The sequence below is a fragment of the Citrobacter sp. Cf125 genome (genome assembly GCF_030333935.1).
Lineage (GTDB): Bacteria > Pseudomonadota > Gammaproteobacteria > Enterobacterales > Enterobacteriaceae > Citrobacter > Citrobacter freundii.
This window is the reverse complement of record NZ_JAOWEY010000003.1, coordinates 101,643-113,661: the sequence shown is the minus strand read 5'-3', so window position 1 is coordinate 113,661 and position 12,019 is coordinate 101,643. Positions and strand designations below refer to the sequence as shown.

The window sequence follows — 12,019 nt, the reverse complement described above, 5'->3', positions numbered from 1 at the left end:
ATCCGGCGAGTGTAAACGTTTTACATCGCTTAACCGCCTGTAATTTACATAAAAAAAGGGCGCTCCGTAGAGCGCCGAATAACAGTCACAGGTTGGGATAACATAAGTTGAGGGTTGCAGTGGCATTGCCCGTTGCCGGGCAGTTACTTCGGTAAAACTTAACCTTTCACACCACCTGCCGTCAGTCCGTTGACCAGCCAGCGCTGCGCCAGCAAGAACACCAGAGTGATCGGAATGGCTGAAAGTACAGCTGCGGCGGCAAAGTCGCCCCACAAATAGTTCTGTGGATTGAGGTACTGCTGCATACCTACCGCGAGGGTATAGCTGTTCACATCACGCAGCAGCAGTGACGCGACCGGTACTTCGGTAATAGCGGCAATGAAAGACAGAATAAACACGACCGCCAGAATCGGAACGGAAAGTGGTAGCAGCACCAGGCGGAATGCCTGCCACGGCGTTGCGCCATCCAGCGCGGCCGCTTCTTCCAGCGAACCGTCGATGGTTTCGAAATAACCCTTAATCGTCCATACATGCAGCGCAATACCGCCAAGATAGGCGAAGATCACGCCGCCGTGCGTGTTCAGGCCGATAAACGGAATGTACTGACCCAGGCGGTCAAACAAAGCATACAACGCGACCAGAGACAGCACCGCCGGGAACATCTGGAAAATCAGCATCCCTTTCAGCAGGGTTGCTTTGCCCGGGAAACGCATACGCGCAAAGGCGTAAGCACAGGTGGTGGAAAGCGTCACGATACCGATCGCGGTAATGCTGGCCACTTTCACCGAGTTCCACAGCCATAACAATACCGGGAATGGCGGTGGCGTCACGCGGCCATCCGCGTGTTCAACGCTAAAGCCCAGTGCCAGTTTCCAGTGTTCCCAGGAGATGTTTTCCGGGATCAAACTGCCGGTGGCAAAGTTACCTTCGCGCAGCGAGATAGCGATAACCATCAGCAACGGGAACATGATCGCCGCGATGAAAATCAGCAGCAGCAGGTGCGTTGTTAAGAGACGCAGTTTCTGAGATTTGGGTTGTACCATAGCCATGTTCGTTGTCTCCCTTAATCAAACTTCATACGTGTGGCTTTCAGGTTCACAATCGCCAGCGCACCCACCAGCATGAAGATCAGCGTGGCAATCGCCGCCGCCAGACCGAAGTCCTGACCACCGCCGCCTTCAAAGGCGATACGGTAGGTGTAGCTCACGAGCAGGTCGGTATAACCGGCTGGCGTGGTGGTGCCGAGTCGGTCCGGGCCACCGTTGGTCAACAGCTGAATCAGCACGAAGTTGTTAAAGTTAAAGGCGAAGCTGGCGATCATCAGCGGTGTCAGCGGCTTAATCAGCAGCGGTAGCGTTATCTTAAAGAAGTTCTGGAACGGACCTGCACCATCCATCGCCGAGGCTTCATACAGATCGTCAGGAATCGCTTTCAGCAGACCCATGCACAGGATCATCATGTATGGATAACCGAGCCAGGTGTTGACGATAATAATCATCGAACGCGCGGTGGTTGGGTCGCTGAACCAGGCCGGTTTGATGCCAAACAGTGCGCTCAGCATCATGTTGATTTCACCAAAGCTCTGGTTGAATAAGCCCTTAAAAATCAGAATCGAGATAAACGACGGTACGGCATACGGAAGAATCAACAGGACACGGTAAATCGCTTTGCCTTTGAGAGACTCCCACTGTACGAGACAGGCCAGCACCATCCCCACAGCAACGGTGAGGATCACGGTCAGAACGGAGAAGACCACCGTCCAGACAAAGATGGCGAAGAACGGTTTCTGGATGCCTTCGTCGGTAAACACGCGAGTGAAGTTATCCCAGCCGATGGCAACGGTATAGCCTGGACTGAGTTTTTCGCTACCCCAGCTACCGTCAGCGTTAATCGCCTGATAATAACCAATATCGTTATTGGCGCGGTATTTTACGCCGCTCTGGTTGTTGGTGAGCGTACCGTCATCAGCAAGCGTATAAAGTGGCTGCGTGCCGGAGAACTGGCGCAACGAGCTCATAATCACTTTGCTTTCATCCGGCAGGATGGCGGTCAGTTGGTTCAGCGCCTGGCGATTCTGCGTGATGATGCGCAGCGTCCCACGCTCGCCCGCTGGCAAAGCATCCGTTTCTTTCAGTTGCAGTTTCTGTTCGCCGCCAAATTTGAAGGCGTCGGAAACATAATTCTTGCCGGTTTCACCGTCGGTGAGAGCCAATTGCCACTCATCACCCGCCGGATACAGGCCAAAGTTGTAGGTTTTCCCAGCCTGATACGAACGATCCATCAGGACTTCCTGAGCACGTTCAAAGGTCAGTTGGTTAGTACTGCTGTAGTTGGTAAAGGCAATGGCGATCGTACAAATCAGCGGAAACAGGACAAACAGCCCCATACCGGCAACGCCCGGGTAAACATAGCGCCAGGCATAGGCTTTACGGTTAGCGAAAATATACAGGCCAGCAGAGCTTAAAATCAGCGTCATGATGGCAAACAGGTACTCCCCCTGAGCGTACATCAAAACAACAAGGTAACCGACCAGCAGCCCAAGCAGACCCATCACTGACCATTTCAGCGTGTCGCTTTGCCACCAGTGTTTCTTTTTAATGACATCCATGGGGATCTTCCTCTTTACGCTTTATCCTTCGCACTACCTCTTTGTTGGCTACGCAAGCGCACCCCAGTCACTTACTTATGTAAGCTCCTGGGGATTTGCCTCCTTGCCGCCTCGATGTAGCGCGAATGATTTCGCGTAACAACGTATTCAATAAACCTGATTCCCTAAGAAATAAGGGAAACCGTATTACTTGGTGATACGACCTTGTGCATCTTTCAGCGCGGCATCGACGGTCTGACGGCCGCTGGCTGCGTTGATCACTGCGGTACGAACGGCATACCAGAATGCGGACATCTGTGGGATGTTCGGCATGATTTCGCCTTTCTGGGCGTTATCCATGGTGGCGGCGATGCGTGGGTCTTTTGCTAACTGATCCTGGAAGGATTTCAGCGCAACGGCGCCCAGCGGCTTGTCCTTGTTCACTTCATCCAGACCCTGATCGGTCAGCAGGTAGTTTTCGAGGAACTCTTTCGCCAGTTCTTTGTTCGGGCTGGCGGCGTTGATACCGGCGCTCAGAACGCCAACAAATGGTTTAGACGCTTTACCTTTGAAGGTTGGCAGCAGCGTGACGCCGTAGTTGATTTTGCTCTTGTCGATATTGGACCACGCCCACGGACCGTTGATGGTCATCGCGGTATCGCCCTTGTTAAAGGCCGCTTCGGCGATGGAGTAATCGGTATCCGCGTTCATGTGTTTGTTCTTGATCAGGTCAACTAGGAAGGTCAGACCCGCTTTCGCGCCGGCGTTATCCACGCCCACGTCTTTCACATCGTACTTGCCGTTTTCAAACTTGAATGCGTAACCGCCGTCGGCGGCAATCAGCGGCCAGGTGAAGTACGGCTCTTGCAGGTTGAACATCAGCGCGGATTTACCTTTCGCCTTCAGCTCTTTATCCAGTGCAGGAATTTCTTCCCAGGTTTTCGGTGGGTTTGGCACGAGGTCTTTGTTGTAAATCAGCGACAGCGCTTCAACCGCGATCGGGTAGGCAATCAGTTTGCCGTTATAGCGTACGGCATCCCAGGTGAACGGATAGAGTTTGTCCTGGAACGCTTTGTCAGGCGTGATTTCAGCCAGCAGGCCAGACTGAGCGTAACCGCCAAAACGGTCATGAGCCCAGAAGATGATGTCCGGGCCGTCGCCGGTCGCGGCAACCTGCGGGAATTTCTCTTCCAGTTTGTCCGGGTGCTCAATAGTGACTTTGATCCCGGTGTCTTTCTCGAATTTTTTGCCCACTTCAGCGAGGCCGTTATAGCCTTTGTCGCCGTTAATCCAGATAACCAGCTTACCTTCTTCAATCTTGGCGAGAGCCGAGGCGGAAAACATCATCGTCGTTAATGCAGACAATGCGAGGATGCGTGCGCCAGTTTTGATTTTCATAGTTCCCATCCTGTTTGGTGATTTTGCAGAGGTGGCTTAACGGTTACTAGTTTCTTTATACGACAACCTCTTTCCATCCTCCTTACCCCTACGCCCCACCCGCTCTTTATGTGATCTGTGTTACATAAATGTGAGTATTGCGTACTGGCGCACATAAAAACCCACCGATTTTTGCAGGCTGCATCACGAAATTCCTCTGCGGCGGGTAGCCTGGGTCTCAGACGCTGCTCTCTCATCCTCCCGCCTCCTCCCCCATAAAAAAGCCGGGGGGTGGAGGATTCACGCAGTCAAGTGATCGCGCATAGTCAGCCCATCATGAATGTTGCTGTCGATGACAGGTTGTAACGAAGGGAGAAGGGCATGGCGAGCGTACAGCTGCGAAATGTAACAAAAGCCTGGGGTGACGTGGTGGTATCGAAAGATATCAATCTCGACATTCACGAAGGGGAATTCGTGGTGTTTGTCGGACCGTCAGGCTGCGGTAAGTCGACCTTGCTGCGTATGATCGCCGGGCTTGAAACCATCACCAGTGGTGACTTGTTTATCGGGGAGACCCGGATGAACGACATTCCGCCCGCCGAACGCGGTGTGGGTATGGTCTTTCAGTCCTACGCGTTATACCCCCATTTATCTGTCGCGGAAAACATGTCATTCGGCCTCAAACTGGCCGGGGCGAAAAAAGAGGTGATGAACCAACGTGTGAACCAAGTTGCGGAAGTTCTGCAACTGGCACACCTGCTGGAGCGTAAACCAAAAGCGCTTTCCGGCGGACAACGTCAGCGTGTGGCGATTGGCCGTACGCTGGTCGCCGAACCGCGTGTATTCCTGCTGGACGAACCGCTGTCAAACCTCGACGCCGCGCTGCGCGTCCAGATGCGAATTGAAATCTCCCGCCTGCATAAACGTCTTGGTCGCACGATGATTTACGTCACCCACGATCAGGTCGAAGCGATGACCCTGGCTGACAAAATTGTGGTGCTGGATGCCGGTCGCGTAGCGCAGGTCGGTAAACCGCTGGAGCTATACCACTACCCGGCTGACCGCTTTGTTGCCGGGTTTATTGGCTCGCCGAAGATGAACTTCCTGCCGGTGAAAGTCACCGGGACGGCCATCGATCAGGTGCAGGTTGAACTGCCTAACCGCCAGCAAATATGGCTCCCGGTAGACAGCCATGCGGTGCAGGTTGGTGCCAACATGTCTTTAGGTATCCGCCCGGAACATCTGCTGCCCAGCGATATCGCCGATGTCACCCTCGAAGGTGAAGTGCAGGTGGTCGAGCAGCTTGGTCACGAAACACAAATTCATATCCAGATCCCCGCCATCCGTCAAAATCTGGTTTACCGCCAGAACGACGTGGTGTTGGTAGAAGAGGGTGCCACATTCGCTATCGGCCTGCCGCCAGAGCGTTGCCATCTGTTCCGTGAGGATGGCAGTGCATGTCGTCGGTTGCATCAAGAGCCGGGTGTTTAAGGTATCCCATTAAAAAAAAGCGCAAAACCGTCAAGGTGAAGCGTTTAAAGAAAAGCAATGATCTCAGGAGATAGAACGATGATTACTCTGCGCAAACTCCCTCTGGCGGTTGCTGTGGCGGCAGGCATTATGTCTGTTCAGGCAATGGCTGTGGATTTCCATGGCTATGCACGTTCCGGTATTGGCTGGACGGGTAGCGGCGGTGAACAACAGTGTTTCCAGGCAACCGGCGCCCAAAGTAAATACCGTCTTGGTAACGAATGTGAAACCTATGCGGAAATTAAATTAGGTCAGGAAGTGTGGAAAGAGGGCGATAAGAGCTTCTACTTCGACACTAACGTTGCCTATTCCGTCGCACAGCAGAATGACTGGGAAGGGACTGACCCGGCCTTCCGTGAAGCCAACGTGCAGGGTAAAAACCTGATTGAATGGCTGCCAGGCTCCACTATCTGGGCAGGTAAGCGCTTCTATCAGCGTCATGATGTTCACATGATCGACTTCTACTACTGGGATATTTCAGGTCCTGGTGCTGGTATTGAAAACATCGATCTGGGCTTCGGTAAACTGTCTCTGGCCGCGAGCCGTTCACAGGAAGCGGGTGGTTCATATGCTTTCAGCAGCCAGAATATCTATGATCGTACCAAAGACACCGCCAACGACGTATTTGACGTTCGTTTAGCACAGTTGGCAACTAACCCGGATGGGATGTTGGAATTGGGCGTTGACTATGGCCGTGCGAATACCACCGATGATTACCACCTGGCAGACGGCGCATCTAAAGATGGTTGGATGTTCACCGCTGAACATACCCAGAGCATGCTGAAGGGCTACAACAAGTTTGTTGTTCAGTACGCGACAGATTCTATGACCACTCAGGGTAAAGGTCTGAACCAAGGGTCTTACGGTTCATCCTCCTTCACCGTTACTAACCCAGACGGTAGTAAAACGAATTACGCCAATAACGTTATTAATAACAACGGTAGCCTGTTCCGCGTACTTGACCACGGTGCAATCTCCCTGGGCGACAAATGGGATCTGATGTACGTCGGTATGTACCAGAACCTCGATATGGATAACGACCTGGGGACCGAATGGTACACCGTCGGTATTCGTCCGATGTACAAATGGACACCGATCATGAGCACCCTGCTGGAAGTCGGTTACGACAACGTCAAATCTCAGCAAACTGGCGATCGCAACAGCCAGTACAAAATCACCCTGGCGCAACAGTGGCAGGCTGGCGACAGCATCTGGTCCCGCCCGGCAATTCGTGTCTTTGCAACCTATGCCAAATGGGATGAAGAGTGGGGCTACGTTAAAAATGGTAACGACGTAACCAAATACGCCGCTGCAACCAACTCTGGTATCAGCACAACCAGCCGTGGCGACAGCGATGAGTGGTCCTTCGGTGCTCAGATGGAAATCTGGTGGTAATTCAGCACTAACCTGACGTAAAGACCGAAAGAGGGGCGCCAGCCCCTCTTGATTACGGTTTAGCGCGCTATTGCCTGGCCACCGCTGAACCCATGCTATCTGAGGTGATAACAATGAAAATGAAGAAAAGTCTCGTTGCCCTTTGTTTATCTGCAGGGTTATTTGCCAGCGCGCCTGGCATCAGCCTGGCCGATGTAAATATTGTTCCGCAGAACACCACCGCGGCTCCAGCTATTCCCACTGCTGCGCTACAACAGTTAACCTGGACGCCGGTTGATCAATCCAAAACCCAGTCGACACAGCTAGCGACAGCGGGTCAGCGTCTGGATGTTGCTGGTATTACTGGCCCAGTCGCCGCGTACAGCGTACCCGCGAATATTGGTGAGTTAACCCTGACGCTGACCAGTGAAGTCAACAAACAAACCAGTGTATTTGCACCAAACGTTTTAATTCTTGATCAGAACATGACGCCATCTGCGTTCTTCCCCAGCAGCTATTTCACCTACCAGGAACCCGGCGTGATGAGTGCCGATCGTCTGGAAGGCGTAATGCGTCTGACGCCAGCGCTGGGCCAGCAAAAGCTCTATGTTCTGGTCTTTACCACAGATAAAGATCTCCAGCAGACCACGACCCTGCTTGACCCGGCAAAAGCCTATGCCAAGGGTGTAGGTAACGCTGTTCCGGATATTCCTGACCCGATCGCCCGTCATACCACCGACGGTCTGCTGAAGCTGAAAGTCAAAACCAGTTCCTCCTCCAGCGTGCTGGTAGGGCCGCTGTTTGGCTCATCCGGCCCTGGCCCTGTCACGGTGGGTAATACCGCAGCGCCTGCAGTTACTTATGCGGCTCCGGCGGCAGCCGTTGTTGCTCCAGCGCCACAACCGGTGAAGAAAAGTGAGCCGATGTTAAATGACACGGAAAGTTATTTTAACCAGGGCATTAAGGATGCCGTGGCGAAAGGCGATGTCGATAAAGCGTTGAAGCTGCTTGATGAAGCTGAACGTCTGGGATCCAAATCTGCCCGATCCACCTTTATCAGCAGTGTAAAAGGCAAGGGGTAAACGTCTCCCCGCAGTGCTGATTTTGCAACAACTGGTGCGTCTCCTGGCGCACCTTTTTTTATCCTTCGGTGCTAATTGTTACACTTATGTTGCTCTGACGATCACTTAATTGTGTTTGCTCACCCCGTAATGCATTTTCTGCGATACAATGCCTTCAGGTTATAAATCGGAGAGTAAGGCATGCCACACCCTGCGTTAACGCAACTGCGTGCGCTGCGTTATTTTGATGCGATCCCAGCGCTGGACCCCCAACTGCTCGACTGGTTGTTACTGGAAGATTCCATGACCAAACGTTTTGAGCTGCAGGGGAAAAAGGTCACCGTAACGTTGATTCGCGAAGAATTCGTTGGGCAAAATGAGGTGGCTGAAGAACTGACGCTGCTGCCTAAAGAGTCTCGCTATTGGTTACGTGAAATCCTGTTATGTGCGGATGGTGAACCCTGGCTTGCCGGACGGACCGTGGTGCCTGAATCAACCTTGTGCGGCCCTGAACTGGCCTTACAGAACCTGGGGAAAACCCCGCTCGGACGCTACCTGTTTACGTCATCGACATTGACCCGAGATTTTATTGAGATTGGCCGCGATGCAGCGCTATGGGGGCGTCGTTCCCGCCTACGGCTGAGCGGTAAGCCGCTGATGCTTACCGAGCTTTTTCTGCCTGCATCGCCGTTGTACTAAGAGGAAGATAAAGATGGAGTGGAGTCTGACGCAGAATAAGCTGCTGGCGTTTCACCGCTTGATGCGTACGGATAAGCCGATCGGCGCCTTACTGCTGCTCTGGCCAACGCTATGGGCATTGTGGGTGGCGACCCCAGGCATGCCGCAACTGTGGATCCTGGCGGTATTTGTCGCCGGCGTTTGGTTAATGCGCGCCGCTGGATGCGTGGTAAATGATTATGCCGACAGGAAATTTGACGGCCACGTTAAACGCACCGCGAACCGACCGCTGCCGAGCGGTGCCGTCACCGAAAAAGAAGCCCGAACGCTGTTCGTCGTATTGGTGTTGCTGGCCTTCCTGCTGGTTTTGACACTCAACACGATGACCATTTTGTTGTCCGTTGCGGCGCTAGCGCTGGCGTGGGTCTATCCCTTCATGAAACGCTACACGCATCTGCCGCAGGTGGTGCTGGGCGCGGCGTTTGGCTGGTCTATACCGATGGCGTTTGCCGCCGTGAGCGAGTCTGTACCACTGAGCTGCTGGCTGATGTTCCTCGCCAACATTCTCTGGGCGGTGGCCTATGACACACAGTATGCGATGGTTGACCGGGATGATGACCTGAAGATTGGCATTAAATCGACCGCGATCCTGTTCGGCCAGAACGACAAACTCATTATTGGTATTCTGCAGGTCGGTGTACTGACGCTGATGGCACTGGTGGGTTGGCTAAACGGGCTGGGACCGGGCTATTACTGGTCTCTGCTGGTGGCGGGTGCGCTGTTTGTGTATCAGCAGAAGCTGATCGTTAATCGTGAGCGTGATGCCTGTTTTAAAGCGTTTATGAACAATAACTATGTAGGCCTGGTACTGTTCTTAGGACTGGCGATGAGCTACTGGCACTTTTGAGTTTGGCTTAGCCTGCAAAATAAAAACCGGTCATTTCGACCGGTTTTTTTATGCTTATTCGCCCTGTGTGGCGCTCTCGATGGTCAGACGCACATCCGATGTGACCAGTTCGGCCAGCATCTGGTAGATCTTCATCGTCTCTTCCGGCTCGGCATCCCCGGTATCGCTAATGAATCCCTCGTCACGCAGTGTCAGCACCAGAGAGCTGAACACCGCTTTATCGAAGAATTCCGGCGCGTTAATGCCGTGCAGCACTGAGAGGCGTTGTGCCACGGTGCGGCTCTCTTTCTCCAGCGTGCCACGGTTGATCGACGGGTTGGCGCTCAGTAGCCAGAAGGTGATAGCGTAGCGTTGCAACGTCTCGCGAGCACCCGCAGCCAACAGCTGCAGCGTACGGGAGCGGGCAGGATTAATATGCAGCTCGCCATCCTGTAGAGTAATCAGCCCCTGGCGCTGCATTTCGCTGGCCAGTTCGTCAATCACCCCGGCAAGCTCATCGCGCTCCCAGCGCAGGAACAACTCGGCTTTCAGCATCGGGTACAACGCATCAATATGCTGCTGTAGCGCGACGCGTGAAATACGACGATGCTGAGTCACAATGGCTGCCATCAACGAAGGCAGAACCAGCATATGCGCAATGTTATTGCGGTAGTACGTCATCAAGACCGCCTGCTCGCGCGGCAGAATAATGATGTCACCGATGGTGTCTTTCTCGACCTCAAACTTGTTCATCTGCAAGGCGTGGTCGATCAGTTCACTGGCACTTTGCGCAGGAACGGTTGAGTCCGCCGCGTACGGCACGTTGCGCAGCAGGCTCAGGTAGCAGTCGAGCTGCTCGGTTAACTGTTCACGGGTCAGAGAGCGCTGGCGGGAAGCCAACAGCGCGGTACAACACAGGTTCATGGCGTTGGCCGCGCCTGCGTTGTTAATGCGCACCATCAGATCGGCGGCAATGTTATTCACCGTCGGCGTCAGCCAGGCCGGACGGATAGACTCGATAGGATCGATAGATTCACGCCATTCTGGCACATGCTGGTTGAGGTAAGTCATCAATGGCATTGGTTCACCAAAGTTGACATAGCCCTGACCCAGGTTACGCAGCTTGCTTAAGCCACGCAGCATTTGTGGCAGACTTTCTTTCTCTTTCGTCGCGCCACGCAGCTCTTTTGCGTAGGTGCCCACTTCCATTACGTGCTCGTAACCGATGTAGATCGGTACGAGAGTAATAGGACGCGTACCGCCGCGCAGCATCGCCTGAATAGTCATCGACAGGGTGCCGGTTTTCGGGTCGAGCAAACGACCAGTACGTGAACGTCCACCCTCGACAAAGTACTCAACCGAGTAGCCGCGGCTGAACAACTCGCCCAGGTATTCGCGGAATACGGTGGAGTAGAGCTTGTTGCCCTTGAAGGTACGACGAATAAAGAATGCGCCCAGACGACGGAAAATCGGACCCGCTGGCCAGAAATTCAGGTTGATACCGGCTGCGATGTGCGGCGGAACCAGACCCTGGTGGTACAGAACGTACGACAGCAGCATATAGTCCATATGGCTGCGGTGGCACGGAACGTACACGATTTCATGCCCATCGTGCGCCAACTGGCGTACACGTTCAGCATTGTGAACGTTAATCCCCTGATACAGACGGTTCCAGGTAAAGCCCAGAATACGGTCCGTCAAACGGATCATTTCGTAGGAGAAGTTGGCGGCAATCTCTTCCATTAGCGCAATGGCATTTTGCTGCGCTTTTTCGTGGGAGATTTTTTTACTGCGCGCTTCATCTTCTACCGCGCGAGCGATCGCTTTTGAAGCTAACAGCTTATTAAACAGATCCTGGCGGGCAGGGAGGCGCGGGCCGACAGCGGCCAGACGCTGGCGAGCAAAGTGCATACGCGCCACGCGTGCCAGCTTCTGGGCAATGATCTTATCCGTACCGTGTTCATCCGCCATACGACGCAGAGAGACCGACGGGGAGAAGCGGACAAAACTGTCGCGACCCAGCCAGGAAACCGCAAAGAATTTCTGTACGCCGTTTAGCATACGTAACGGCGGATTAACTTCACCTTTTTCACGCCCTGGCGCACGGCCAAACATCACCGAAACCGGCACCATCTGCACATCCAGGTCTGGATTGCTGCGATGTAAGTCGAGATAGTTATGGAACAGCTTGATGGACTCTTCTTTTGGCGTGTAATAGGTGAACACACGCGGGCCGCCGTGAATAAACACGTAGCGCGGCAGTAAAGTCCCGTCTATCTCCAGCGGTTCCAGGGGATCGGGGAGATCGTGCACCAGACATTGGGCACGCAGCGTCAGCAAGTCTGCTTTTGAATTGTACGGTAGGACGTACATAATGGGACGAGACGTATCGAGCCCCAATTCCGGGGCAGGTTCTGCCGGAATAGACTTGCTTTTTACCAGGACGCTTAATGGTAAATTCAGTAATTTGTAGTAAATTCGTGGCCAGCCGGACATAAACGATGTAAAGCCTCTGGTTAATAATGC

9 protein-coding genes are annotated in these 12,019 nt (G+C 53.5%); 5 read left to right on the top strand and 4 right to left on the bottom strand.

Annotated elements, in window-relative coordinates; all coding sequences use genetic code 11:
* Positions 1 to 158 precede the first annotated feature (158 nt).
* The 3 genes from malG to malE all read right to left on the bottom strand — a co-directional run bounded on the left by malG (position 159) and on the right by malE (position 3,985).
* The gene (gene malG / locus OGV89_RS00495) at positions 159 to 1,049 is read right to left on the bottom strand and encodes a maltose ABC transporter permease MalG (RefSeq protein ID WP_003031677.1); all 891 of its coding nucleotides are present in this window, start codon (positions 1,047 to 1,049) and stop codon (positions 159 to 161) included.
* Between the two features lie 14 nt (positions 1,050 to 1,063).
* On the bottom strand, positions 1,064 to 2,608 hold the full coding sequence (gene malF, locus OGV89_RS00490) for a maltose ABC transporter permease MalF (protein ID WP_286557978.1): 1,545 nt from the start codon (positions 2,606 to 2,608) through the stop codon (positions 1,064 to 1,066).
* Positions 2,609 to 2,794: 186 nt separating this feature from the next.
* Positions 2,795 to 3,985 carry a maltose/maltodextrin ABC transporter substrate-binding protein MalE gene (gene malE, locus OGV89_RS00485; RefSeq protein WP_003031680.1) on the bottom strand — a complete coding sequence of 397 codons (1,191 nt, stop codon included), beginning with the start codon at positions 3,983 to 3,985 and terminating at the stop codon, positions 2,795 to 2,797.
* Between the two features lie 360 nt (positions 3,986 to 4,345).
* On the opposite strand from malE, the gene malK reads away from it, so the two are divergent.
* The 5 genes from malK to ubiA all read left to right on the top strand — a co-directional run bounded on the left by malK (position 4,346) and on the right by ubiA (position 9,514).
* The gene (gene malK / locus OGV89_RS00480) at positions 4,346 to 5,455 is read left to right on the top strand and encodes a maltose/maltodextrin ABC transporter ATP-binding protein MalK (RefSeq protein WP_003031682.1); all 1,110 of its coding nucleotides are present in this window, start codon (positions 4,346 to 4,348) and stop codon (positions 5,453 to 5,455) included.
* Positions 5,456 to 5,533: 78 nt separating this feature from the next.
* Positions 5,534 to 6,889, top strand: a complete 1,356-nt coding sequence (locus OGV89_RS00475) for a maltoporin (protein WP_003031683.1) — start codon at positions 5,534 to 5,536, stop codon at positions 6,887 to 6,889.
* Positions 6,890 to 7,002: 113 nt separating this feature from the next.
* Complete coding sequence (gene malM / locus OGV89_RS00470; RefSeq protein WP_286557976.1) at positions 7,003 to 7,950, top strand: maltose operon protein MalM; 948 nt, start codon at positions 7,003 to 7,005, stop codon at positions 7,948 to 7,950.
* A gap of 180 nt (positions 7,951 to 8,130) precedes the next feature.
* Positions 8,131 to 8,628 carry a chorismate lyase gene (gene ubiC / locus OGV89_RS00465; RefSeq protein ID WP_003844713.1) on the top strand — a complete coding sequence of 166 codons (498 nt, stop codon included), beginning with the start codon at positions 8,131 to 8,133 and terminating at the stop codon, positions 8,626 to 8,628.
* Between the two features lie 13 nt (positions 8,629 to 8,641).
* The gene (gene ubiA, locus OGV89_RS00460; protein WP_003844715.1) at positions 8,642 to 9,514 is read left to right on the top strand and encodes a 4-hydroxybenzoate octaprenyltransferase; all 873 of its coding nucleotides are present in this window, start codon (positions 8,642 to 8,644) and stop codon (positions 9,512 to 9,514) included.
* A 54-nt stretch (positions 9,515 to 9,568) separates the two neighbouring features.
* On the opposite strand, the gene plsB is transcribed toward ubiA, so the two are convergent.
* Complete coding sequence (gene plsB / locus OGV89_RS00455; RefSeq protein ID WP_003841366.1) at positions 9,569 to 11,989, bottom strand: glycerol-3-phosphate 1-O-acyltransferase PlsB; 2,421 nt, start codon at positions 11,987 to 11,989, stop codon at positions 9,569 to 9,571.
* Positions 11,990 to 12,019: the final 30 nt, after the last annotated feature.

Coding starts and splice junctions, on each gene's coding strand:
- malG (WP_003031677.1), bottom strand. CDS start 1,049: ATGGCTATGGTACAACCCAAATCTCAGAAACTGCGTCTCTTAACAACG.
- malF (WP_286557978.1), bottom strand. CDS start 2,608: ATGGATGTCATTAAAAAGAAACACTGGTGGCAAAGCGACACGCTGAAA.
- malE (WP_003031680.1), bottom strand. CDS start 3,985: ATGAAAATCAAAACTGGCGCACGCATCCTCGCATTGTCTGCATTAACG.
- malK (WP_003031682.1), top strand. CDS start 4,346: ATGGCGAGCGTACAGCTGCGAAATGTAACAAAAGCCTGGGGTGACGTG.
- OGV89_RS00475 (WP_003031683.1), top strand. CDS start 5,534: ATGATTACTCTGCGCAAACTCCCTCTGGCGGTTGCTGTGGCGGCAGGC.
- malM (WP_286557976.1), top strand. CDS start 7,003: ATGAAAATGAAGAAAAGTCTCGTTGCCCTTTGTTTATCTGCAGGGTTA.
- ubiC (WP_003844713.1), top strand. CDS start 8,131: ATGCCACACCCTGCGTTAACGCAACTGCGTGCGCTGCGTTATTTTGAT.
- ubiA (WP_003844715.1), top strand. CDS start 8,642: ATGGAGTGGAGTCTGACGCAGAATAAGCTGCTGGCGTTTCACCGCTTG.
- plsB (WP_003841366.1), bottom strand. CDS start 11,989: ATGTCCGGCTGGCCACGAATTTACTACAAATTACTGAATTTACCATTA.